Here is a 22503-nt window from a genome sequence, read left to right as displayed (position 1 = left end):
GCCGCCCTGGGGCGCGACCGCGATTGCCAGGTCGCGCCCCAAGGGCGCTCCCGCAGGAACTACCGTCGGACGGAGATCAGCGGCACGCCGATCCCGCGCGCGTCGGGATTCAGCCCCAATCCATACTTCAGGCTGCGGCCGATGCGTTCGGCGTACTCGACCATCTGCGCGGCACCGGCCTCGTCCAGTTCCTCGGCACAGGTGGCGCGCCACAGTGCCAGCCAGTGATCGAAGTGTTCGGCGCGGATCGGCAGCGGGCGGTGCATGGCCATCGGGTTGCCGCGATAGCTGGCCGCGCCCAGCGCCACCGAGCACCAGAAGCGTGTCAGCAGGCGCTTGTGTTCGGGCCAGTCGTGCACGACGGCGTTGAACACCGGACCGATCAACGGGTCGGCGGTGACCTTGTCGTAGAAGTGATCGACCAGGCGGGCGATCGTGGATTCGGTAAGCGTGGTGTCGCGCATGTGGTTCGCTTGGGTGGCCGCGCCGCGGGCGATCCGCGGCGCGGCGGTGAGGTTACTTGGCGCGGCTGATCGTGCCCTTCATCAGTGCGGCGTGCCCGGGGAACGAGCAGAAGAACTCGTAATCCTGGCCGGGCTTGAGCGCGTCCACCTTGAAGCTGGTCGAGTCGCTCTCGCCACCGCCGATGACCTTGGTGTGCGCGATGACGCGGCTGTCGCCGGGCTTGAGGTAGTTGTTGTCGATGCCTGCCTTGGCGCCATCGGCGACGATGCCCGGCTCGTCGGCGGTCGCGGACACCACGAAGTTGTGGCCCATCGCGGCCTTCGGCAACTTGCCCACGTGCTTGAGCGTGACGGTGAATTGCTTGCAGGTGTTGGGCACGACGATCGACTTCTGGTCGAACTGCATGGCGTCGTTGCCCTGGATGGTGGTCGAGCAGTTGGAGGCGGCCCAGGTCGGGGCGGCGACCAGGCCGAGCAGGGCGAAAGCGAACAGACGACGTTTCACGGGATGTCTCCTTTGCTATCGGGGGAAGCGGGATCGTGCGGCGGCGCCGCGTCGTCGGCCTGGCCGGGAACCGGTTCGTCCTCCATCAGCGGCAATACGGCGGGGCTGTCCAGGTCGTCGAACTGCTGGTGGTTGGCGGCCCAGAAGAACAGCGCCACGGCAACCAGCACGATCAGCCCGGTGACCGGGATCAGCACCAGCAGGATGTTCATGCGCGCAGCGCCGCGCCGACACTCGCGCGGCCCACGCGCAGGCCGTTGAGCACCACCACCAGCGAGCTGACCGACATGCCGATCGCGGCCAGCCACGGCGGCACCAGGCCGGCAGCGGCGAACGGCACCGCGAGCAGGTTGTAGGCGAGTGACCAGCGCCGGCCCTGCGCCACCACGTGGGCGAGCTGGCGGGCGACGCGGCGCGCCTGCACAAGGCCGTCCAGCCGGCCGCGCGCCAGCAGCAGGTCGGCATGCGCTTGCGCCAGGTCGGTGCCCGAAGCGAGCACCGCCGAGACGTCCGTGCCCGCCAGTGCCGGGGCGTCGTTGCTGCCGTCGCCGACGGCCAGCGTGACGTGGCCCTGCGCCCGTGCCGCATCGAGCAGCGCGAGCTTGTCGATGGGCGACTGGCGACCGGCCCAGCGCTTGATGTGCAGCGCGTTGGCGATCGGCGCCACGCGGGCGCGGGTATCGCCGCTGGCCAGCACGGTGACGATGCCCTCGCCGCGCAGCGCCTGCAGCGTGGCGGCGGCATCGCTGCGTGGCGCCTCGCTGACGTGGAAGGCGGCCAGCGGGCCTTCGGCATCGGCCAGCAGCAAGGTGCCGGCGGCGCTGGCCGGCGCCGCGCAACCGCTCAAGGCCAGCGCGAAATCTGGGCGACCCAGGCGCAGCGCGCGGCCGTCCACCTCGGCGCCGATGCCGGCGGTGGCGGTGACTTTCAGCGCGTGCGCCGCTGGCGTGTCGCACGGCCAGGCGGCAGCCAGCGCCGTGGCGAGCGGATGGGTGCTTTCGCGCGCCAGCGCCGCGGCCAGGCGCAGCGCCTGCTGCGGCGCCAGGCCGTCGCGCAGCGGCTCGATCGCGTCGGGTTCGAGCCACGGCGTGGTCAGCGTGCCGGTCTTGTCGAACAGCGCGTAATCGACGCGTGCGAGCGTGTCGAGCGCGGCCGGTTCGGTCACCAGCACGCCGCGTCCGGCGAGCACGGCCAGCGCGCGGGTGACGGCGGCGGGGCGGGTCAGTGCGAAGGCGCAGGGACAGGCGACCACCAGCACGGCGACCGCGGCGTCGAACGCGCGCGCGCGGTCGAGCCACAGCCAGGCGAGCGCGGTGAGCGTGGTCAGCGCCAGCACGCGCAATACGAAGCGGGTGGCCTCGCGGTCGGCGGCATCGTTGCCCGGGCGCGCCTGGCGCGCGCGGCCGGCCAGTTGGCCGAGACGTGCGGCGGTAGTGTCGTCGCCGCTGTGTTCCACGCGCAGTTCGGCCGGGCTGCCCAGGACCACGGCGCCGGCGACCAGCCGTTCGCCGCGCTGGCGGCGGCGCGGGCGGGACTCGCCCGAGAGCAGCGCCTCGTCCACTTCGACCGCGTCGCTCTCCAGCACGCCGTCGGCCGGCACGGTGCCGCCCTCGGCGATACGTACGCGATCGCCGGGCAGGAGCTCCAGCGCCGGTATGGTTTCCAGGCTGCCGTCGGCGCGGCGACGCTCGGCCACCAGCGGGGTGGCATCCCGCGCGGCCTCGCCCAGCGCGCCGCTGGCATGGCGCGCGCGCAGCTCGACGTGGCGCGCGGCCAGCAGCAGGAACACGAACATGCTCACCGAGTCGAAATAGATCTCGCCGTGCCCTCGCAGCGTGCTCCACACGCTGGCGCCGAAGGTCAGCAGTACCGCCAGCGACACGGTGAAGCTGACGCCGAGCCGTCGCGTGCGCACCTCGCGCCAGGCGCCAACGAGGAACGGTTGCGCCGAATAGGCGACCACCGGTGCGGTGGTGAGCAGGCTGAGCCAGCGGAACAGCCCGCGCGTGGTGAAGTCGACGAAGTCGACCACGCCGATGTACATGACGAAGGCGTAGGTCATCACCTGCATGGCGCACATGCCGGCGACCAGCAGGCGCTTGAGCGCGTCGTTGGCCTCGCCGCTGCGCGCGTCGTCGATGTGTTCGCGCCGGAGCGGCCGTGCGCTGCACTGCTCGGCGGCGAACGCGTCGAGCAGTTGCGGCAGGGCGAGCCGGTCGGGGTTCCACACGATGCGCGCGCGCTGTGCGCGGGCGTCGATCGCCACGCGCGCCACGCCCGGCAGGGCGTGCAGGCGCGCGTCCAGGCGCAGTTGCTGGCGCGGGTCGTTGAGGCCTTCGACACGCAGCGCGATCTCGGCACGGCCATCGCGCCGGGGACGGATCACCTGCGCAGCCAGGCGCGGGTGCAGCCACGCCGCGTGCATGCCGGCGGCGTTCATGGGCCGCGCCCTGGCGCTCCGGCCGCGCGGGACGACGAGGCCTTCGCGCTTTCCGCTTTTTTGCGGCCCCCGTTCACGGGCCCGTGCATCGGCATGTCCAGCAGCGCATGCGGATGCTCGGTCATCTGCAGCGGCAGGTCGGCATGGCGCGAACCGAGCACGATCGTCCAGATGCACCCGGCCAGCGAGGCGGCGAAGATCACCGCCCCGAGCCACAGCACGGGTTGCCGGTACCAGGCGTCGGCCGCGGCCGACGCCTCAGCGGGAGGCTTGTGCTGCTGCATCGCCCTGGTGCGAGAGGTGGTAGACGTAGGCGGCCAGCACGCGGATCTGGTCGTCGTTCAGGCGCTTGCCCCATGCCGGCATGTGGCCCTGGCGACCGCCGCCGATGGTGCGCACGATGTCCTCGAACTTGCCGCCGTGCAGCCACACGTGATCGGTCAGGTTGGGCGCGCCCAGCGCCGGATTGCCCTTGCCCTGCGGGCCGTGGCAGGCGGCGCAGGTGGTGAACAGCGGCTGGCCCGCGGCTGCGCGGCCCTCGTCGTGCGACGAGCCGGACAGGCTCAGCACGTAGTTGGCCAGGTTCTTGACGTTGTCCTCGCCCAGGCTCGCCCACGGCGGCATCAGGCCGCTGCGGCCATCGTGGATGGAGGCGAGGATGTCCTTGCCGCTGCCGCCGTAGAGCCAGTCATCGTCGATCAGGCTGGGCGCGCCCAGCTTGACGTTGCCGTAGCCGCCGCGGCCGTGGCAGGCGGCGCAGTTGTCCACGAACAGGCGCTCGCCCATCTGCTGTGCGGCCGGGTCGTCGGCCAGCTGCTCGACCGGGTACTTGCGGAAGCGTTCGACCAGGTCGTCCAGCTTGGCGTTGTTGATGGCCTCGTCCCGCGCCAGCTCGCCGTGCGCCGTCCAGCCCAGCGTGCCCTTGTGGTTGCCGAAGCCCGGGTAGAGCACCAGGTAGAGCGCGCCGGCGACGAACATCGCGCCGGACAGCAGCAGCCACCACAGCGGCAGGTTGCGCACGCCCTCGCGGATCGTGCCGTGCGCCCAGACATGGCCGCTCGTGTCGTCCGACAGTGTCGGGATCTTCGCCCGCGGCGCCCACAGGAACAGCAGGAACGTGATGCCGAAGTTCAGCACCACCAGGAACATCACCCACAACGACCAACCCGCGCTCACGGCTGCCTACCTTTGTTGTTCGTGTCCGCGTCCGGCGCGCCCGGCGCCGGCCCTTCCGGCTTGTCTTCCATCGGAAGCTCGCTCATCCGCTTGAAGGTCGAGCGGTGGCGCTTGCGCCAGGCCCAGATCCAGATGCCGATGAACACCAGCATCAGCAGCACCGTGACCACGCCGGTCAGGTGGCCCCAGAACGGATTCATCATCGGATGGTTCATGGCGTGCCTCCGTGGCCGGTCGGCACCGGCACGGTGGCCGCCGGCTCGTTCTGGATGCCCAGTCCCTGCAGGTAGGCGATCAGCGCATCCATCTCGGTCTTGCCGGCCAGCGCCTTCGGCGCGCTGGCGATGTCCGCATCGGTGTACGGATCGCCCAGCCTGCGCAGCGCACGCATGCGCGCCTGGATGTCCTCGGCGCTGATCGTGTTGTGCTCGAGCCAGTCGTACTGCGGCATGTTCGACTCGGGCACCACCTGGCGCGGATTTTCCAGGTGCAGGCGCTGCCAGTCGTCGGTGTACTTGCCGCCTACGCGCGCCAGGTCCGGCCCGGTGCGCTTGGAGCCCCACTGGAACGGACGGTCGTAGACCGATTCCTGCGCGGTGGAGAAGTGGCCATAGCGCTGGGTCTCGGCGCGCAGCGCCCGGATCATCTGCGAGTGGCACAGGTAGCAGCCCTCGCGCACGTAGACATCCTTGCCGGCCAGGCGCAGCGGGTCGTACGGCTTGACCCCCAGCGGCGCCTTGACCGCATGGGCTTCCATGAACAGCGGGGTGATCTCGGCGAGGCCGCCGATCGACACCATGATCGCCGTGAGGATGCCCAGCAGCGCGGCATTCTTCTCGATGATTTCGAAATGCTTGTAAGCCATCTGGTCGTGTTCCTCAGCCCACGCTCGGCAGCGGTTCGGGTACCTGGTGCGGATCGGGCTCGGGGATCGGCACCGGGATCGGCTTGATCAGCCGCGCACGGGCGTCGGCGGCGGTGTGCCACAGGTTCCATGCCATCAGCACCATGCCGGTGAGGATCACCACGCCGGCGAACCACCGCGTCCAATAGGCCGGCTGGATCGCCAGCAGGCTGTCGATGAACGGGTAGGTGAGCGAACCGTCGGGCAGCGTGGCACGCCACATCAGGCCCTCGGTGACGCCGGCGACCCACATCGAGCCGACGTACAGCACCACGCCGAACACGTGCAGCCAGAAATGCCATTCCATCGCCTTGCGCGAGTACATCGCCGGCTGGCCGAGCGCGCGCGGCGCCATCGCGTAGAGCGAGCCGATGGTGATCATCGCCACCCAGCCCAGCGCACCGTTGTGCACGTGCGCCACGGTCCAGTCGGTGTAGTGGGAGAGCTGGTTGACGGTCTTGACCGCCATCATCGAGCCCTCGAACGTGCTGCCCGCGTAGAACACCAGCGACAGCACCATGAACTTGGCCGCCGGGTCGACCTTGAGCTTCGGCCACGAACCGTTGAAGGTCATCAGGCCGTTCGCCGCCGAACCCCAGCTGGGCATCAGCAGCACCAGCGAGAAGGCCATGCCGACCGACTGCACCCAGTCCGGCAGTGCCGTGTACATCAGGTGGTGCGCGCCGGCCCACATGTACACCGAGATCAGCGCCCAGAAATTGACGATGGAGAAGCGGTAGCTCCACAGCGGCTGCTGCGCCTGGCGCGGCACGAAGTAGTACATCATCCCGAGGAAGCCGGCGGTCAGGAAGAACGCCACCGCGTTGTGGCCGTACCACCACTGCACCATCGCATCGACCACGCCCGAGTAGATCGGGTAGGACTTCGACAGCGACACCGGGATCACCAGGTTGTTGACGATGTGCAGCAGGCCCACCGCGATGATCCACGCGCCGTAGTACCAGTTCGCCACGTAGATGTGGCGGATGCGCCGGCGCGCGAGCGTGCCGAAGAACACCACGCCCAGGCTGATCCACACCACCGCGATGATGATGTCGACCCACCACTCCGGCTCCGCGTATTCCTTGCTCTGGGTCATGCCCAGCGGCATGGTGATCATCGCGGCGAGGCAGGCGACCTGCCAGCCCCAGAAGGTGAACGCGGCGAGCTTCGGGTAGGCCAGCCGCGTGTGCCCGGTGCGCTGGACCACGTAGTAGCAGGTGCCGATCAACGCCGAGCCGCCGAAGGCGAAGATCACACCGAAGGTGTGGTCTGGGCGGATGTGGCTGAAGGTCAGCCACGACGTATCGAAGTTGAACATGGGCCACGCCAGCTGCGCGGCCGCGAGCACGCCGACCGACATGCCGACGATGCCCCACACGGCCGCCGCCAGCAGGAACTGGCGCACGACCTTGTCGTTGTAATACTCGGTGTTGGGCATGGAGGGATTCCAGGAGAGGTCCGTGTATTTTCCGTGGGCGGGCGATCGGTTCGCCTGACCTGTGTCAAAGCACCGCGGCAAAAGACCGCTTCGGCGCTGTGGCCGGTTGTCGCACGCCGCCGGGCCCTGATCGTGCGCCCGCATTCGTGGCCGTGGCGTACAAGCCGGCCGGCGCCGTGCCGGCCGTTCCCGCGCCCTGACCTGGGTCAGGGCGCCCCGCGGAGGGCATCTGCATACTCGCCGCCGATGACCCACGTCGTGACCGAGAACTGCATCAACTGCAAGCACACCGACTGCGTGGAGGTGTGTCCGGTCGATGCCTTCCACGAGGGTCCGAATTTCCTCGTCATCAACCCGGACGAGTGCATCGATTGCACGCTTTGCGTGGTGGAGTGCCCGGTGGGCGCGATTTTTCCCGAGCTGGACATCCCGGTCGGCCAGGAAGGCTTCCTGGCGCTCAACGCCGAACTGGCGCGCGAGTGGCCGGTGATCACCACGAAGATCCCGGCCATGGCGGAGGCCGGGCAATGGGACGGCGTGCCGGACAAGCTGGCGCTGCTCAAGCGGTAGCACCCGCCTGGGGATCGGTTGGGGAGGGCTGCAGGGTGCGCCTGCGCGAGGGACCTCGCGCAGGACGCGCCCGGGCAGTTCGCCGCTGCGCGTCCGCCCGCCAAGTCTGCAGGCACCCTTGCGGGAATGCGCCTGACGCGACCGCCGTGTCTCCGGTCGCGCACAGGTGCGCCCGCGGGACGGGGCCGGGTCAGCCGGGAACGCGCCGCAGATTCAGCGCATACCCGCCGGCCAGCACCAGCGCCACCACGGCCTGCGCGCTGATCGATTGCCAGGTCGGATAGATGCCGAGCAGTTCGATGCGCGGCAACGGCGCCACGTGCACGCCGATCCAGCCGGCTTCCTGCAGCGCCGCGATGCCCTTGCCGGTGAGTATCACCGCCAGCAGTGCGATCAGCGCGGAGCTGGCCGAGAAGAACTTGCCCAGCGGCAGCCGCCGGCTGGTGCGCAGCAGCAGCCACGCGATCGCGATGAGCGTCAGCGCGCCAGCACCGATGCCGCCGAGCAGCCACATCCGTGGGCCTTCATTCCACATCGCCACGTAGAACAGGATCGTCTCGAACACTTCGCGGTAGACCGAGAGAAAGGCCAGGCCGAACAGGAACCAGGCCGAGCGATCGAGGGTGGCGGCCATCTTGGCCTTGAGGTACGCCTGCCAGCGCCCGCCCACGCTCTTGCGGTGCATCCATAGCCCCACGCACAGCAGCACGGCGGCGGCGAACAGCGAGGACAGACCTTCGGTAAGTTCGCGTCCCGCGCCGCTGATCGCCACCGCGTAGCTCGCCACCGCCCAGGTGGCCAGGCCCGCCAGCAACGCCAGGCTCCAGCCGGCATGCACGTAGCGCAGCATCGCCGGGCGCTCGGCCTTGCGCAGGAAGGCGAGCAGGGCGACGACGACCAGCAGCGCCTCCAGCCCCTCGCGCACCAGGATGGTCCAGGCGCCGAGGAAGGCCGAGGCGGCGTCGGCCGAACCGCCGGCGAGGACGGCCTGGGCACGCTGCAGCAGCGCGTCGGCGGCCTGCTGGTTCGCCACGACGTCTGCCCCTCCGCTGGCCACCGCGGTGCGGTAGACGCCCATCGCCGTTTCCAGTTGCGAGCGCAGTGCCGCGTTTCGCGCGTCCAGTTGCGGCTCGACCGGTTCCACGCCATCGAGATACGCCGAGAGTGCCAGGCGCTCCGCTTCGTCATGATTTCCCTGTTGCCACGCGATGAGGCTGGCGGCCAGTTTCTCGCGCGCCAGCGCCAGGCCGGAACGGGACTTGGGCAACGCATGCGGATAGGCGCGCAGGTAACCGAGGATGGCCCGCGCCTGCTGCTCGCCCAGTGCAGGCGACAGGTCCGCCACGCGGGCGCGGGAAAGCTCTTCCAGGTTGCCCAGTCGCTGGTGTGCCAGGGCGTTGTCCTTCCACGCCCGCACACCTTCGCCCGCGCGGTGCGCGTAGGCCAGCGAACCGACGTAGTAGGCGAGCGACCAGCGATCGTCGACCGACAACTGTTCGGCATAGGCGGTCATCGCCGTGCCCTTGACGCCCTGGCTGATGGCCTCGTACAGCGACAACACGCTGCGCTGGTCGGCGCGCGTGCGGTCGGTGAAGTCGATCGGCGGTGGCTCGAGCGCCGCGGCCGCGGGGCCGTTGCCCTGGCCGGTGGCGCCGTGGCACGCGGCGCAGGTCTGCTGGTACATCGCCGCGCCGCGGGCGAGGTCGGGCAGATGCGCGGGCGCCGTGGGCACCGGATAGGCAGCCAGCAGCGCGTCCGCCAACCCGTGGGCCTGGCGCGCCACGTCGGCCGTGGCGGCTTTGGCGTCGATCAGCTGCACCAGTTGCGCGGCCTGGGCCTGCAGCGCCGGCGAGCCCGGGCGCGGCGGCAGCTGCGCCAGGCGCTGGCGCACCGTGGCGGCGAATTCCCGCATCTCGGCATATTCGGAGGCGCTGACCACGTGGCCGTCGTGCACCGCGCCGGCGTAGTCGGTGGCCAGGTAGTCGAGCATCTGCCAGGTCTGGCTGACCTCTGGCGATGCCGGGACGGCGGCTGCGGCGGAGCCCGCCGACTGGGCCCGGGCGAGGGCGGGACACCCGCCCGCCAGCAGCGCGAAGGCCAGTATCGACGCGGCTGCCTTGTTGAGAATGCCTATCATTGCCTCAGTATAGGCCGGAACAGGACGCGCGACGCCAGGCGTGTCCGGATGCCGCAGACGCGCCCTTCGGCGGCGGTTCGCCGGGCGAAAAAAAAAGCCGGGACCTGGCGCGGGTCCCGGCCTTCTCGTGGCGCGCCGGCTTCGAGGGAAGCCGGCCGATGCGCTTACTTCGCCACCACCCGCACCATTTCCAGGCACTTGTTCGAATAGCCCCACTCGTTGTCGTACCAGCTGACCAGCTTGACGAAGGTCGGGTCGAGCGCGATGCCGGCGTCGGCGTCGAAGATCGAGGTGCGCGCGTCGCCGCGGAAGTCGGTGGCGACCACCTTCTCCTCGGTGTAGCCCAGGATGCCCTTGAGCGCGCCTTCGGACTGCGCCTTCATCTCGGCGCAGATCTCCGCGTAGGTCGCCGGCTTCTCCAGCTCGACGGTGAGGTCGACCACCGAGACGTCGCTGGTCGGCACGCGGAAGGACATGCCGGTGAGCTTCTTGTTGAGCTCGGGGATCACCACGCCCACGGCCTTCGCCGCGCCGGTGGAGGAGGGGATGATGTTCTCCAGGATGCCGCGGCCGCCGCGCCAGTCCTTGTTGCTCGGACCGTCGACCGTCTTCTGCGTGGCGGTCGCCGCGTGCACGGTGGTCATCAGGCCGCGCTTGATGCCCCACTTGTCGTTGAGCACCTTGGCCAGCGGCGCCAGGCAGTTGGTGGTGCACGAGGCGTTGGAGATGATCGTCTCGCCGGCGTACTTCTCATGGTTCACGCCGTAGACGAACATCGGCGTGTCGTCCTTGGAGGGCGCCGACTGGATCACCTTCTTCGCGCCCGCGTCCAGATGCTTCTGGCAGGTTTCCTTGGTCAGGAACAGGCCGGTCGATTCGATCACCACCTCGGCGCCGACTTCGTCCCACTTCAGGTTCGACGGATCGCGCTCTTGGGTCAGGCGAATGCGCTTGCCATTGACGAGCAGGTGGGCGCCATCGACGGCCACCTCGCCCTTGAAGCGGCCATGCACGGAGTCATAGCGCAGCATGTAGGCCAGGTAGTCGGGCTCCAGCAGATCGTTGATGGCGACGATTTCGATGTCCGCGAAATTCTGCACGGCGGCGCGCAGCACGTTGCGGCCGATGCGGCCGAAGCCGTTGATCGCGACCTTGATGGCCATGGGCAAGCATCCTCTTGGGTTCGATGGAGCGGTGGAGCGGCGACGTTCGGGTCGCCTGAAACGCGCATTTTAGCGCCGATCGGGGTCACGGGGCCGTATACCGTCCGGTCCGCTGCGCCTTCGGCCTGCCTGCCTCGGCAGGTATCGGTCGAGGCGGTGGTGTCGCGGCTGCTTGCCCAAGGGCGGTCGCGTCATACTCCTGCCCGGGCGTCGAGTTCCCCAGGAGCGTAGCCATGCAGGCACAGATCACCCCCTTCTTCCACGCGCCTACCTCGACGTGGAGCTACCTGGTGCGCGACGCCGCCACGGGCGAGGCGGCCATCATCGATGCCGCGCTGGACTTCGACCCGGCCACCGGCGAACTCGGCCACGCCAGCGCGGCGGCGATCCTTCAGGCGGCCGAGCGCGACGGCGCTCAGGTGCGCTGGATCCTGGAGACCCATGCGCACGCCGACCACCTGTCGGCGGCAGCCTGGTTGCGCGCATCCACCGGTGCACAGACCGCGATTGGGGCCGGCATCGAACAGGTGCAGGAAACCTTCCGCCAGCGGCTGGGCCTGGAAGACGAGCCGGAGCTGGATGGCCGCGCGTTCGACCGCCTGCTGCACGACGGCGACGCGTTGCCGCTGGGTGAACTCGTGATCCACGTGATCGCCACGCCGGGACACACGCCCGACAGCCTCAGCTATCTGATCGGCGATGCGGTGTTCGTCGGCGATACGCTGTTCTCGCCAGAGGCGGGATCCGCACGCTGCGATTTTCCCGGCGGCGATGCGCATGCGCTGTTCCAGTCGGTATGGCGCATCTACGGCCTGCCCGTCACCCGCATGTTCCTGGCGCACGACTATCCCGCCGCCGGAAGCGCGCCGCGGGCAGAGGTGCCGATCGCCGAGCAGCGCACCGGGAACAAGCACATCCGGGACGGCGTGACGGAGGAGGCGTTCGTGGCGATGCGGCGGCAGCGCGACGCCGGCCTGCCGCCGCCGCGCCTGCTGTGGCCGGCGCTGCAGGTAAACATCCGCGGTGGCCGGCTGCCGCCGCCCGAAGGCAACGGCCAGCATTACTTCAAGCTGCCGTTGCAAGTGCGCGACTGAGGCGCTGTGGCACACTGGCCGGCCTTTTGTGGTCGTTGTCTCGACGATGTTCCTGCGTCGTTCCGCCGTTCTCCTGCTCGCCTGTTTCCTGCTGGTCCCTGACGCCCATGCCTGGGGACCGGACGGTCATCGCATCGTCGCCGAGCTCGCCCAGCGCCACCTGAGTCCCGCCGCCGAAGCCCAGGTCGAGCGCCTGCTGGGCCCCGAGCACACGCGCCGGCTGGCCGACGTCGCCACCTGGGCCGACGACATCCAGGACGATCCATCGCAACGGGCGCTGTGGAAGGCCACGCGCAGCCTGCACTACATCAACTTCGGCGACCGCGACTGCGACTACCAGCCGCCGCGCGACTGCCGCGGGGGACGGTGCGTGGTCGAGGGCCTGGCGCACTACGTCGCCGTACTCGGCGACCGGAGCCAGAGCGAGGATGCACGCCGCGAGGCCCTGAAGTTCGTGGTGCATTTCGTCGGTGACGTGCACCAGCCGCTGCACGCCGGCTATCGACCCGACAAGGGCGGCAACACCTACCAGGTGCAGTTCCGGGACCAGGGCAGCAACCTGCATCGCGTGTGGGACTCGGGGATGCTGCGCACCCGTGGATTGGACTGGCAGACGTACGCGAAGCGGCTGGATGCGCGCGGGATGGTTGCACTGCCGCCGGTGGCGGGCGCGCCGTTCGCGGCATGGGCGGAGGAATCCTGCCGGCTCACCCGCGACATCTATCCGGACGGCCATACGGTTGGCGCCGCTTACGTCGGGACGCAGTTGCCGGTGGCCGAACGGCGACTGCGCCAGGCGGGGCGGCGGTTGGCCCAATTGCTCAACCGCACCCTGGGATGAGTTGCGTGAGGAACTCGAGGCGCCGCGCCCTTGCTCCTCCCCCTCCAGGAAGGCTGGGGCGGGGATGGGTCTCCCGTCACATTGCATACGATTGCACCCGGGCCGCGCCGTGACTGGCATCTGCTAGCCTCGACGGCATGAATGCCGAAAACCACCTGCGCCGCACCAAGATCGTCGCCACCCTGGGTCCCGCCACCGACGCGCCGGGCATGCTCGCGCGACTGATCGCCGAGGGCGTGGACGTGGTCCGCCTCAACCTTTCGCACGGCCAGCCACAGGACCATCGCGCCCGCGCCATGGCGGTGCGCGACGCGGCCCTCGCGGCCGGCCGCGAGGTCGGCATCCTCGCCGACCTGCAGGGCCCGAAGATCCGCATCGAGAAATTCGCCAACGGTCCGATCGAGCTGCATCCGGGCGATCCGTTCGTGCTCGACTGCTCGCCCGACGCGCCGCCCGGCGACGGCACGCGCGTCGGTGTCAGCTACCACCAGCTTCCGCAGGACGTGGCGGCCGGCGACGTGCTGCTGCTGGACGATGGGCTGGTCGCGTTGCGCGTGGATGCCGTCGAAGGCGCACAGGTGCGCTGCGAGGTGCTGATCGGCGGCAAGCTTTCCGATCGCAAGGGCCTCAACCGCCAGGGCGGCGGCTTGTCGGTGTCCGCGCTTTCGGACAAGGACCGGGCGGACATCCGCCTGGCGGCCGAAATCGGCGCCGACTTCCTCGCCGTCTCGTTCGTGCGTTCGGCGGCCGACATGGAGCAGGCGCGTCGCCTGCTGCGCGAGGCTGATGGTCTTGGCGCGCTGGTGGCGAAGATCGAGCGTGCCGACGCGATTCCGGTGCTGGGCGAGATCATCGACGCCTCCGATGCGGTGATGGTGGCGCGCGGTGACCTGGGCGTGGAAATCGGCGACGCCGAGCTGCCCGGCCTGCAGAAGAAGATCATCCGCGAGGCGGTCGCCCGCAACCGCGCCGTGATCACCGCCACGCAGATGTTGCAGTCGATGGTGACCGCGCCGATTCCCACGCGCGCCGAAGTGCTCGACGTCGCCAACGCGGTGATCGACGGCACCGACGCGGTGATGCTCTCGCAGGAGACCGCCGCCGGCGCGCATCCGGACGTGGCGGTGGCCGCCATGCGACGCATCTGCCTGGGCGCCGAGCGCCAGTTCGAGCCCAAGGAAGACCTGACCTCCGCCGCGCATCGACTGGACCGCGCGGACCAGGCGATCGCCCTGGCCGCGATGGTGCTGGCCGGGCAGCTCGGCGTGCGCGCACTGATCGCGTTGACCGACTCGGGCGCCACCGCGCAGTGGCTCTCGCGCTATCGCAGCGCGGTACCGATCTTCGCGCTCTCGCCCAGCGCCGACGCCCGCCGCCGCATGCTGCTGCTGCGCGACGTGCAACCGGTGGCCTTTACCGAGGTGAGCCAGAGTTCGGCGGCCAACGCGCGCGAGGCGGTTCGCCAGCTGTTTGCGCAGGGCAAGCTGTCCGAGGGTGACCGGGTGGTGCTCACCCAGGGCGACCGCGTCGGTGCCGGTGGCGGCACCAACACGCTCAAGTTGCTGCTGGTGGGTGCGGAGGGCATCGTCGAGAGCCTGCGCGACCTGTAAGCACGGCGCTCTGCGTTCGCTTCCCCTCCCCTCCGAGGGAAAGGATCGAGGCGAAGGGCCCCATACACCGCAGCATCAGTCCTTCCCACCCGAGGGGAGAGGGAGCAAAGCGCCACAGGCTGTCTTTTCGCCACGGCGCTACACTGGCCAGCCCCACACCAGGAGGTTGCCATGAACCCGACCGTCCGTCGTCTCGCCTTCGCGACGCTGCTGGCCGCTGGTCTGCCGGTGGCGGCCCAGTCCCAGCAACGGGTTGATCCGCGGCACCTGTACGACCACTGGATCCTCCTGAACCAGAACGTCGCCGTCGACGTGCCCAACAGCGCCCGGAACGTCAACCAGCCGGGCTGCGCGGCGGTGAGCTACATGATCGGTTCCGACGGTCTGCCGCGCGATCTGAAGGTCGAGAAAGTCGTCCCCAAGGGCGATTTCGGCCAGATCGCGCTGAGCGCCGTGTCCAACTTCCGCTACGGCCCCTCGCTGTCCAACAAGAACCACGATCCGGTGGCTACGTACTACGTGGTGCCGTTCAACGCGCCCTCCGATCCGGCCGGCCAGGAGCAGGTGATGGCCCCGTGCCGCCTGCCGGGCTACGAAAACTAGCCGTGCTGCGCCGTCACGACGGCGTTGACACCATGTCGTTATAATCGCCGGTTCTTTGACCTGCCGTCCCGCTTGGGGCGGCGCAAATCCATTGCGGTGACCCCGCCTCGTCTGCACGGAGTCGTTCATGAGCATCGAAGATCTTGAAAGCATCGCCCAGGCGATGGTCGCGCCCGGCAAGGGCATCATCGCGATCGACGAATCGACCAACACGATCAAGAAGCGCTTCGAGGCGGTCGGCATCGAGAACACCGAGGAAAACCGCCGCGCCTACCGCGAACTGCTGCTGACCACGCCGGGCCTGAACGAGCACATCTCCGGTGCGATCCTGTACGACGAAACGCTGCGCCAGAAGACCAAGGATGGCGTGCCGTTCACCGAGGTGATGAAGAAGAACGGCATCATCCCGGGCATCAAGGTCGACAAGGGTCCGGTGCCGCTGGCCGGCTTCCCGGGCGACGTGGTTACCGAGGGCCTCGATGGCTTGCGCGACCGCCTCGCCGAGTACGTCAAGCTGGGCGCGCAGTTCTGCAAGTGGCGCGCGGTGATCAACATCTCCGACGACAACCCCAGCTCCACCGCGATCGAAGCCAACTGCCACGCGCTGGCCCGTTACGCCGCGCTGTGCCAGGAAGCCGGGCTGGTGCCGATGGTCGAGCCGGAAGTGATCATGGACGGCGACCACTCGATCGAGGTCAGCTACGAAGTGCACGAAGCCGTGCTGCGCAGCCTGTTCAACGCGCTGTACGAGCAGAACGTGATGCTCGAGGGCACCATCCTGAAGGTCAGCATGGTCATCCCCGGCAAGGACTGCGACGAGCAGGCCGAAGTCGAGGAGGTGGCCGAGGCGACCGTGCGCGTGCTCAAGAGCACCGTGCCGGCCTCGCTGCCGGGCATCGTATTCCTCTCCGGCGGCCAGACCGACGAGCAGTCGACCGCGCACCTCAACGCCATGAACCACATCGGCCCGCACCCGTGGCCGCTGTCGTTCTCCTACGGCCGCGCCATGCAGCAGGCGGCGCTGAAGCTGTGGGCCAAGGACATGAAGGCCAACTACGCCGAGGCGCAGAAGACCGTCGCCGCGCGTGCCAAGGAGAATGGCCTGGCCGCGCTGGGACAGTGGAACGGCTGAACTGCCAACGCACAGTTGTGAGAAAGGGCGCCTCAGGGCGCCCTTTTTTTGCCCTGCTCCTTCTCCCGTCCGGGGAGAGGGGCCGCGGCTCGCGGGAAGCTCCCGCATGGATGCCTTGCTTCTTGAGAATCCCTCCGTGACGTGGCTCGCCTGCGGCGGCCTCCGATTGCTTGTCGGCGCCCGGGTCACTTTTCTTTGCCGGCCCAAGGAAAAGTAACCAAAAGAATGGGTCTGCCAAGCCCGGTAAGGGGCAAGAGCTGGGCGCCTCCTCGCTTTGACTGGCGGGTCTCTTGATCTTAGAAAAGCCGCCGCCGCTTCACCGCGGACGCTCGGGAGCCGAGGCCGAAGACCGCGCGTGTCTGTGTGCTGCGGTGTACATGCCCTGTTCCATGGAGAGGGCAAAAAAGAAGGGCGCCCGAGGGCGCCCTTCTTCTCCATGGAGGCGCATCCCTGCGCCCATGTGATCAGAACCGGTATTCGGCGCTGACGGACACCATGTTGGTGTCGAGGTTGACGTTGTTCTTCGACGCATCGTAGTGGTCGAAGTTGAGGCCCAGGCTGGCGTTGTTGCTGAAGTCGTAGCCCACGCCCGCGCCGGCGTACCAGCTGGTGTCGTCCAGGCTCTTGCGCACCGGGTTGACGTCATTGGAAAGGCCGTGGCCCTTCCAGCTGTACAGGCCCGTGCGTGCGCTGACGTACCAGTTCGGCGCCACGTTGAAATGGCCGTTCACGCCGGCGGTCCAGCCATGCAGCTGCGAGCGGCCCTGCTCGACCACGTCATTGCTGTTGAAAATGTTCTTGACGTGGATGTTGCCCAGGTCGTTGTAGCCCACCTCGGCGCCCAGCGCCACGGACGGGGTGATCGCCCAGCGGTAGCCGCCGCCGATCGCATAACCGGTGTCGTGGTTGTCGTACGGGCCCTTGTCGATCGAGGTGCGGCCGACGTTGCCGTTGACGAACCAGCCGTCGTTGTGGGTCGGCGCACTCTGCGCGAACGCGGCGGGGACGGCCAGCAGGCCGGCGGAAGCAAAGGCAAGGGCAATCAGCGTCTTTTTCATTGGGAGATTCTCCTGTTGTTGTGGCGATCGTGGGGAGTCGATCGCTTGCGTGCGCCCTGAAAAGGGGAAGAGCGACACGCGACTTCTTGGATGCGGCCGGTGCGCCAAAGATTCAATGCGCATGACGATGCCGGTAATTTGCGGTTAAGTTCCGCGACCAGGTCGTTTGGACGCCTGGACGTCCTTCCGCTTTTTCCGGAAGGCTCGCCGGTCGTCGCGCACGAATCATGCGCGTTGACATTGGAACGGGCGCTACCTGAAGTTGCGCGGTATTGCTCCGGCGTCGGTTAAGCCCGAATTAATCGTCGCGGCAGGTACTTGCACGCGGCGACGCGACAGCAACCCTCCCGATCGGCGACAATTGGCGCTTTGCCGCTTGCCCGGAGATTCGACCGATGACCACCCGCCGCGAACTTGCCAACGCCGTGCGCGCCCTCGCCATGGACGCCGTCGAGGCGGCCAAGTCCGGCCATCCGGGCATGCCGATGGGCATGGCCGACATCGCCGAAGTGCTGTGGAACGATTTCCTGAAGCACAACCCGGCAGATCCGAAGTGGCCCAACCGCGACCGCTTCGTGCTCTCCAACGGCCACGGCTCGATGCTGCAGTACGCGTTGCTGCATCTGGCCGGCTACGACCTGCCGATGGCGGAGCTCAAGCGCTTCCGCCAGCTGCATTCGAAGACCGCCGGCCACCCCGAGTACGGCCACACGCCCGGCGTGGAAACCACCACCGGCCCGCTCGGCCAGGGCCTGGCCAACGCGGTGGGTTTCGCGCTCGCCGAGAAGGTGCTGGCGGCGCATTTCAACCGGCCCGGTCACACGGTAGTGGACCACCACACCTACGTGTTCCTGGGCGACGGCTGCCTGATGGAAGGCATCTCGCACGAAGCCTGCTCGCTGGCCGGTACCTGGGGTTTGGGCAAGCTCGTGGCGATCTACGACGACAACGGCATCTCCATCGATGGCGAGGTGCACGGCTGGTTCACCGACGACACCGCCAAGCGCTTCGAGGCCTACGGCTGGAACGTGATCCGCGGCGTGGACGGCCATGACGCCGAGGCGATCAAGCGCGCGATCTCGCAGGCCACCGCGCAGAGCGAAAAGCCCACGCTGATCTGCGCCCGCACCATCATCGGCTTCGGCGCGCCGCACAAGCAGGGCAAGGAAGAGAGCCACGGCGCGCCGCTGGGCAAGGACGAGATCGCCGCCGCGCGCGAGCAGCTCGGCTGGAGCTACCCGCCGTTCGAAATTCCTTCCGAAATCTATGCCGGTTGGGACGCCAAGGCCGCCGGTGCCAAGCGCGAGCAGGAGTGGAACGCCACGCTGGATGCCTACGCCAAGGCGCACCCGGAGCTGGCCGCCGAATTCAAGCGCCGCCTCTCTGGCGAGCTGCCGCCCGAATGGAACGACAAGGCGCGGGCCTACATCGCGAAGATGCAGTCCGAAGGGCCGGAGGTGGCCTCGCGCAAGGCCTCGCAGATGGCGCTGGACGCCTTCGGTCCGCTGCTGCCGGAACTGATCGGCGGCTCGGCGGATCTCGCCGGCTCCAACCTCACCAAGTGGAAGGGCAGCAAGGACGCCGGCAACGGCAACAGCAGCGACGGCCAGGGCAACTATGTCTACTACGGCGTGCGCGAGTTCGGCATGACCGCGATCGCCAACGGCCTGGCGCTGCACGGCGGCTTCATTCCCTACGACGCCACCTTCCTGGTGTTTTCCGACTACGCGCGTAACGCCGTGCGCATGAGCGCGCTGATCCCGGCGCACGCGATCCACGTCTACACCCATGATTCGATCGGCCTGGGCGAGGACGGCCCGACGCACCAGCCGGTCGAGCACCTGGCCAGCCTGCGTTACATTCCGAACAACCAGGTGTGGCGCCCCTGTGACGCGGTCGAATCGGCCGTGTCGTGGAAGGCCGCCATCGAGCGCAAGGGCAATCCGGCCTGCCTGGTGTTCTCGCGCCAGAACCTCAAGCACCAGCAGCGCAGCGAGCAGCAGGTGGCCGACATCGCGCGCGGCGCGTACGTCCTCTCCGATCCGGCCGACACGAAGTTCAAGGCGATCATCATCGCCACTGGCTCGGAAGTGGAGCTCGCGATGGAAGCGGCCCGGACGCTGGCCCAGCAGGGCGTGCCGGTGCGCGTGGTCTCGATGCCCTGCACCGAGGTGTTCGACGAGCAGCCGCTGGAGTACCGCGAGGGCATCCTGCCGTCGTGGTGCCGCGCGCGCGTGGCGGTGGAAGCGGCCACGGCCGACTACTGGCGCAAGTACGTGGGCCTGGATGGCGAAGTCATCGGCATGACCGGCTTCGGCGCCTCGGCCCCGGCGCCGCAGCTGTTCGAGCATTTCGGCTTCACCGTCACGAACGTGGTGGATGCGGTCAAGCGCGCGGTCGGCTGATCGACTTCGCTCTATCGGGTCTTCCCGGTTGAGTGGGAAGACCACAGGCGGGTGAGGGAGGTTTTGCCGCAAGCGCGGCCCCTCACCCCAGCCCTCTCTCCGGCGGCGAGAGGCAGCCATTCTCGGCACGACGGCCCATCGGTTCCCCCCGGGCTTTCAGGGAGGAGTACGTCACGCGCCGAGCAGCACGCCCAGTTCTTCAGGCGATCTGGCGATCGCCGCGGCACCCGCCTGTTCCAGCTCCGCTCGGCTGCCGAAGCCCCACAACACGCCGATGCCGCGCACGCGGTTGGCAACGGCACCTTCGATGTCGAAGTGGCGGTCGCCGATCATCACCGTTTCCTCGGCGCGAACGCCGAAGTCCGCCATGGCGGCGGCGATCATGTCCGCCTTTTCGCTGTTGGCGCTCGACGGATCGGGTCCGTACAGCCGCAAAAAAGCTTGGCCGAACGGCAGCTGCGCCAGGATCGGTTCGGCATGCCGGTGCGGCTTGCCGGTAACGATGGCCAGCTGGTGGCCGGCGTCGAGCAGGCGGCCGATCAACGGCTCGATGCCCGGGTAGACGGCGTGCTCGCGCCAGCCGTGGGTGTCGAAGCGCTCGTGGTAATGCTCCACCGCCGCCTCGACCCGTGCCGCGTCATGGCCCAGCAGCGGCGCGAAGCTGTGCCGCAGCGGAGGACCGATCCAGCGACGCAATTCCTCCGTGCTCGGGATGGCCACGCGCAGGCGCTCCAGCGCGTGTTTCACGCACGCGGTGATCCCGTGCTCGGAGTCGATCAGCGTGCCATCGAGGTCGAACAGGCAGAGCATCAGTGCTTCGCACGCGCCTTGAGCGCGGCCACGGCAGGGAGCTCCTTGCCTTCCAGGAATTCCAGGAACGCACCGCCGCCGGTGGAGATGTAGGAGACCTTGTCGGCGACGCCGTACTTGTCCACCGCGGCCAGCGTGTCGCCACCGCCGGCAATCGAGAACGCCTTGGAGTCGGCTATCGCGTGGGCCAGCGTTTCGGTGCCCTTGCCGAAGGCGTCGAACTCGAACACGCCGACCGGGCCGTTCCACACCACGGTGCCGGCGTTGGCGATCAGTTCGGCATAGCGACGCGCGGTCTCCGGTCCGATGTCCAGGATCATCTCGCCGTCCTTGACCGCATCGACCGGCTTGACCGTCGCCGCCGCATTGGCGGAGAACTCCGGCGCCACGACCACGTCGACCGGCAGGGGCACCTCGGCGCCGCGGCGCCTGGCATCGGCGATGACCTTCTTCGCCGCGTCGATCAGGTCCGGCTCGTAGAGCGAATTACCGACCCCGTAGCCGGCGGCGGCGATGAACGTATTGGCGATGCCGCCGCCGACGATCAGCTGGTCGACCTTGCCGATCAGGTTGTCCAGCAGGGTGAGCTTGGTCGACACCTTGGAACCGGCCACGATCGCCAGCAACGGCTGTGCCGGCTGTTCCAGCGCCTTGCCTAGTGCGTCCAGCTCGGCCGACAGCAGCGGGCCGGCGGTGACTTGCGGCGCGAAGCGGATCACGCCATGGGTGGAAGCCTGCGCGCGATGCGCCGTGCCGAAGGCGTCCATGACGAACACGTCGCACAGCGCCGCGTACTTCTTCGACAGCGCCTCGTCGTCCTTGCCCTCGCCGACGTTCATGCGGCAGTTCTCCAGCACCACCACTTCGCCTTCGGCGACGTCGACCCCGCCGAGATAGTCGGCGACCAGGCGCACCGGCGTGCCGAGCTTGTCGCCCAGCCACTTCGCGACCGGAGCGAGCGAGGATTCGGCGTCGAACTGGCCCTCCTTCGGGCGGCCCAGGTGCGAGAGCACCATCACCTTCGCGCCGGCGTCGCGCGCGGCCTTGATCGTCGGCAGCGCCGCGTCCAGGCGCTGGGTCGAGGTGATGCGGCCGTCGTCGATCGGCACGTTCAGGTCTTCGCGGATCAGCACGCGCTTGCCGCGCAGCTCCAGATCGCTCATGCGGGTGATGGACACGGCGCCACTCCTCGGAAAGGGGATTGCAATTCAGCGGGATGCGCCTTGACCGGCGCGAACCGCCTATTGTCCGGCGCGGGTACCGATGATGCAACGCCGCAACCGGCGGCCGCGGTTGCGGCCCATGGGGTGCGCGTGGTCGCGCCTGCCCGGTTTATCCTTCCCACCATCACCGGCACGGAGAACCCCATGGCAGCGGAACTGTTGGCGTTGTACGGCTACTGGCGCTCCAGCGCGGTCTACCGCGTGCGCATCGCGCTCAATTTGAAGGGACTGCGCTACGAAACGCGCCCGGTGCATTTGCTGCGCGACGGCGGTGAACAGCACGGCGAGGCCTACCGCGCACTCAATCCGCAGCAGCTCATTCCCTGCCTGCGCGACGGCGAGCGGGTGATCACCCAGTCGATGGCGATCATGGAGTACCTGGAGGAAACCCATCCGGAGCCGGCGCTGCTGCCGGCCGACGCCCGCAGCCGCGCCCGCGTGCGTGCGCTGGCGATGGCCGTGGCCTGCGACATCCATCCGCTGGGCAACCTGCGCGTGTTGCAGTACCTGGAGGGCCAGCTGGGTGCCGACGAGGCGCAGAAGCTGGCCTGGTCGCGGCACTGGATCGAGACCGGCTTCGACGCGCTGGAGGCGATGCTCGCCGGCAACAGCGCCGCCGGCCGCTACTGCCACGGCGACGCGCCCGGCCTGGCGGATGCCTGCCTGGTGCCGCAGGTGTACAACGCGCTGCGCTGGCAGCTCCCGATGGATCGCTGGCCTACCCTCGCGCGCATCCACGCCTCGTGCAACGAGCTGGAGGCGTTCCAGCAGGCGATGCCGGAGCGCCAACCTGACGCGCCCTGAGGCGTTGCAGGATCGGGGCTGGAGTTCCCATGCGAGTGTCGGCAACTTCCCCCGTTGCGCGGGGAAGGAAGGCTCATCATCCGGCCTCACATTTTTTGATCCTTTCCCCTTCACGGGGAAGGC

22 protein-coding genes are annotated in these 22503 nt (G+C 68.7%); 8 read left to right on the top strand and 14 right to left on the bottom strand.

Translation table 11 applies throughout. From position 1 onward, the window contains the following. Positions 1-59: 59 nt before the first annotated feature. From ACFWZ1_RS14490 to ccoN, 9 genes are read right to left on the bottom strand one after another with little or no spacing between them, the layout of a single operon-like run. The gene (locus tag ACFWZ1_RS14490) at positions 60-464 is read right to left on the bottom strand and encodes a group III truncated hemoglobin (protein ID WP_231321544.1); all 405 of its coding nucleotides are present in this window, start codon (positions 462-464) and stop codon (positions 60-62) included. Positions 465-516: 52 nt separating this feature from the next. Further along, positions 517-969, bottom strand: coding sequence for an azurin (gene azu / locus ACFWZ1_RS14485; RefSeq protein ID WP_439666958.1), 453 nt, complete (start codon positions 967-969; stop codon positions 517-519). Further along, entirely contained in the window at positions 966-1181 is a 216-nt protein-coding gene (gene ccoS, locus ACFWZ1_RS14480; protein ID WP_439666957.1) for a cbb3-type cytochrome oxidase assembly protein CcoS, read from the bottom strand. Before ccoS ends, azu begins: the two co-directional genes overlap by 4 nt. Next, positions 1178-3409, bottom strand: a complete 2232-nt coding sequence (locus ACFWZ1_RS14475; RefSeq protein WP_439666956.1) for a heavy metal translocating P-type ATPase — start codon at positions 3407-3409, stop codon at positions 1178-1180. The genes ccoS and ACFWZ1_RS14475 overlap by 4 nt, the downstream gene beginning before the upstream one ends. After that, a complete protein-coding gene (locus tag ACFWZ1_RS14470) occupies positions 3406-3693 on the bottom strand; it encodes a hypothetical protein (protein WP_439666955.1) in 288 nt (95 codons plus the stop codon). The genes ACFWZ1_RS14475 and ACFWZ1_RS14470 overlap by 4 nt, the downstream gene beginning before the upstream one ends. Further along, positions 3668-4585 carry a cytochrome-c oxidase, cbb3-type subunit III gene (gene ccoP, locus ACFWZ1_RS14465; protein WP_439666954.1) on the bottom strand — a complete coding sequence of 306 codons (918 nt, stop codon included), beginning with the start codon at positions 4583-4585 and terminating at the stop codon, positions 3668-3670. Before ccoP ends, ACFWZ1_RS14470 begins: the two co-directional genes overlap by 26 nt. Beyond that, positions 4582-4800, bottom strand: coding sequence for a cbb3-type cytochrome oxidase subunit 3 (locus ACFWZ1_RS14460; protein WP_439666953.1), 219 nt, complete (start codon positions 4798-4800; stop codon positions 4582-4584). Before ACFWZ1_RS14460 ends, ccoP begins: the two co-directional genes overlap by 4 nt. Further along, positions 4797-5450, bottom strand: coding sequence for a cytochrome-c oxidase, cbb3-type subunit II (gene ccoO, locus ACFWZ1_RS14455; RefSeq protein WP_231321537.1), 654 nt, complete (start codon positions 5448-5450; stop codon positions 4797-4799). Before ccoO ends, ACFWZ1_RS14460 begins: the two co-directional genes overlap by 4 nt. 13 nt (positions 5451-5463) lie before the next feature. Beyond that, complete coding sequence (ccoN, locus tag ACFWZ1_RS14450; protein ID WP_231321536.1) at positions 5464-6930, bottom strand: cytochrome-c oxidase, cbb3-type subunit I; 1467 nt, start codon at positions 6928-6930, stop codon at positions 5464-5466. Positions 6931-7176: 246 nt separating this feature from the next. On the opposite strand from ccoN, the gene fdxA reads away from it, so the two are divergent. Continuing rightward, entirely contained in the window at positions 7177-7500 is a 324-nt protein-coding gene (gene fdxA / locus ACFWZ1_RS14445; RefSeq protein WP_439666952.1) for a ferredoxin FdxA, read from the top strand. 190 nt (positions 7501-7690) lie between these two features. Here fdxA and ACFWZ1_RS14440 read toward each other — a convergent pair whose 3' ends face one another. Then, complete coding sequence (locus ACFWZ1_RS14440; protein ID WP_439666951.1) at positions 7691-9637, bottom strand: FTR1 family protein; 1947 nt, start codon at positions 9635-9637, stop codon at positions 7691-7693. 164 nt (positions 9638-9801) lie between these two features. After that, positions 9802-10800: a type I glyceraldehyde-3-phosphate dehydrogenase gene (gap, locus tag ACFWZ1_RS14435; RefSeq protein WP_231321530.1), complete on the bottom strand. Its 999-nt coding sequence runs from the start codon at positions 10798-10800 to the stop codon at positions 9802-9804. A gap of 233 nt (positions 10801-11033) precedes the next feature. Here gap and ACFWZ1_RS14430 point away from each other — a divergent pair, with 233 nt between their 5' ends. From ACFWZ1_RS14430 to ACFWZ1_RS14410, 5 genes are all read left to right on the top strand, one after another. Further along, positions 11034-11894 carry an MBL fold metallo-hydrolase gene (locus ACFWZ1_RS14430; protein ID WP_439666950.1) on the top strand — a complete coding sequence of 287 codons (861 nt, stop codon included), beginning with the start codon at positions 11034-11036 and terminating at the stop codon, positions 11892-11894. Positions 11895-11940: 46 nt separating this feature from the next. Beyond that, positions 11941-12735 (top strand): S1/P1 nuclease, encoded by a 795-nt coding sequence (locus ACFWZ1_RS14425; RefSeq protein WP_439666949.1) that lies wholly within the window; start codon positions 11941-11943, stop codon positions 12733-12735. Between the two features lie 137 nt (positions 12736-12872). Then, positions 12873-14345 carry a pyruvate kinase gene (gene pyk, locus ACFWZ1_RS14420; protein WP_439666948.1) on the top strand — a complete coding sequence of 491 codons (1473 nt, stop codon included), beginning with the start codon at positions 12873-12875 and terminating at the stop codon, positions 14343-14345. A 171-nt stretch (positions 14346-14516) separates the two neighbouring features. Then, the gene (locus tag ACFWZ1_RS14415) at positions 14517-14948 is read left to right on the top strand and encodes an energy transducer TonB (RefSeq protein ID WP_231321525.1); all 432 of its coding nucleotides are present in this window, start codon (positions 14517-14519) and stop codon (positions 14946-14948) included. A gap of 127 nt (positions 14949-15075) precedes the next feature. Continuing rightward, positions 15076-16080, top strand: coding sequence for a class I fructose-bisphosphate aldolase (locus tag ACFWZ1_RS14410; RefSeq protein WP_231321523.1), 1005 nt, complete (start codon positions 15076-15078; stop codon positions 16078-16080). A gap of 464 nt (positions 16081-16544) precedes the next feature. On the opposite strand, the gene ACFWZ1_RS14405 is transcribed toward ACFWZ1_RS14410, so the two are convergent. After that, positions 16545-17138 (bottom strand): porin family protein, encoded by a 594-nt coding sequence (locus ACFWZ1_RS14405; protein ID WP_231321521.1) that lies wholly within the window; start codon positions 17136-17138, stop codon positions 16545-16547. A gap of 395 nt (positions 17139-17533) precedes the next feature. On the opposite strand from ACFWZ1_RS14405, the gene tkt reads away from it, so the two are divergent. Further along, positions 17534-19543, top strand: coding sequence for a transketolase (gene tkt / locus ACFWZ1_RS14400; RefSeq protein WP_439666947.1), 2010 nt, complete (start codon positions 17534-17536; stop codon positions 19541-19543). A gap of 171 nt (positions 19544-19714) precedes the next feature. On the opposite strand, the gene ACFWZ1_RS14395 is transcribed toward tkt, so the two are convergent. Continuing rightward, the gene (locus ACFWZ1_RS14395) at positions 19715-20353 is read right to left on the bottom strand and encodes an HAD hydrolase-like protein (RefSeq protein WP_231321517.1); all 639 of its coding nucleotides are present in this window, start codon (positions 20351-20353) and stop codon (positions 19715-19717) included. Beyond that, the gene (locus tag ACFWZ1_RS14390) at positions 20353-21531 is read right to left on the bottom strand and encodes a phosphoglycerate kinase (protein WP_439666946.1); all 1179 of its coding nucleotides are present in this window, start codon (positions 21529-21531) and stop codon (positions 20353-20355) included. Before ACFWZ1_RS14390 ends, ACFWZ1_RS14395 begins: the two co-directional genes overlap by 1 nt. A gap of 189 nt (positions 21532-21720) precedes the next feature. Here ACFWZ1_RS14390 and maiA point away from each other — a divergent pair, with 189 nt between their 5' ends. Further along, entirely contained in the window at positions 21721-22380 is a 660-nt protein-coding gene (gene maiA, locus ACFWZ1_RS14385; protein WP_439666945.1) for a maleylacetoacetate isomerase, read from the top strand. Positions 22381-22503 lie beyond the last annotated feature (123 nt).

It is taken from the genome of Frateuria sp. GZRe14 (assembly GCF_051900395.1).
Taxonomy (GTDB): Bacteria; Pseudomonadota; Gammaproteobacteria; order Xanthomonadales; family Rhodanobacteraceae; genus Frateuria_A; species Frateuria_A edaphi.
Note: the sequence above shows the minus strand (reverse complement) of the source record. Positions and strands in the feature narration are given on the sequence as shown.

Excerpts from the sequence above, each read along its gene's own strand:
- ACFWZ1_RS14490 (WP_231321544.1), bottom strand. The coding sequence starts at position 464 with ATGCGCGACACCACGCTTACCGAATCCACGATCGCCCGCCTGGTCGAT.
- ccoS (WP_439666957.1), bottom strand. The coding sequence starts at position 1,181 with ATGAACATCCTGCTGGTGCTGATCCCGGTCACCGGGCTGATCGTGCTG.
- ACFWZ1_RS14475 (WP_439666956.1), bottom strand. The coding sequence starts at position 3,409 with ATGAACGCCGCCGGCATGCACGCGGCGTGGCTGCACCCGCGCCTGGCT.
- ACFWZ1_RS14470 (WP_439666955.1), bottom strand. The coding sequence starts at position 3,693 with ATGCAGCAGCACAAGCCTCCCGCTGAGGCGTCGGCCGCGGCCGACGCC.
- ACFWZ1_RS14460 (WP_439666953.1), bottom strand. The coding sequence starts at position 4,800 with ATGAACCATCCGATGATGAATCCGTTCTGGGGCCACCTGACCGGCGTG.
- ccoO (WP_231321537.1), bottom strand. The coding sequence starts at position 5,450 with ATGGCTTACAAGCATTTCGAAATCATCGAGAAGAATGCCGCGCTGCTG.
- ccoN (WP_231321536.1), bottom strand. The coding sequence starts at position 6,930 with ATGCCCAACACCGAGTATTACAACGACAAGGTCGTGCGCCAGTTCCTG.
- fdxA (WP_439666952.1), top strand. The coding sequence starts at position 7,177 with ATGACCCACGTCGTGACCGAGAACTGCATCAACTGCAAGCACACCGAC.
- ACFWZ1_RS14440 (WP_439666951.1), bottom strand. The coding sequence starts at position 9,637 with ATGATAGGCATTCTCAACAAGGCAGCCGCGTCGATACTGGCCTTCGCG.
- gap (WP_231321530.1), bottom strand. The coding sequence starts at position 10,800 with ATGGCCATCAAGGTCGCGATCAACGGCTTCGGCCGCATCGGCCGCAAC.
- ACFWZ1_RS14430 (WP_439666950.1), top strand. The coding sequence starts at position 11,034 with ATGCAGGCACAGATCACCCCCTTCTTCCACGCGCCTACCTCGACGTGG.
- ACFWZ1_RS14425 (WP_439666949.1), top strand. The coding sequence starts at position 11,941 with ATGTTCCTGCGTCGTTCCGCCGTTCTCCTGCTCGCCTGTTTCCTGCTG.
- pyk (WP_439666948.1), top strand. The coding sequence starts at position 12,873 with ATGAATGCCGAAAACCACCTGCGCCGCACCAAGATCGTCGCCACCCTG.
- ACFWZ1_RS14415 (WP_231321525.1), top strand. The coding sequence starts at position 14,517 with ATGAACCCGACCGTCCGTCGTCTCGCCTTCGCGACGCTGCTGGCCGCT.
- ACFWZ1_RS14410 (WP_231321523.1), top strand. The coding sequence starts at position 15,076 with ATGAGCATCGAAGATCTTGAAAGCATCGCCCAGGCGATGGTCGCGCCC.
- ACFWZ1_RS14405 (WP_231321521.1), bottom strand. The coding sequence starts at position 17,138 with ATGAAAAAGACGCTGATTGCCCTTGCCTTTGCTTCCGCCGGCCTGCTG.
- tkt (WP_439666947.1), top strand. The coding sequence starts at position 17,534 with ATGACCACCCGCCGCGAACTTGCCAACGCCGTGCGCGCCCTCGCCATG.
- ACFWZ1_RS14395 (WP_231321517.1), bottom strand. The coding sequence starts at position 20,353 with ATGCTCTGCCTGTTCGACCTCGATGGCACGCTGATCGACTCCGAGCAC.
- maiA (WP_439666945.1), top strand. The coding sequence starts at position 21,721 with ATGGCAGCGGAACTGTTGGCGTTGTACGGCTACTGGCGCTCCAGCGCG.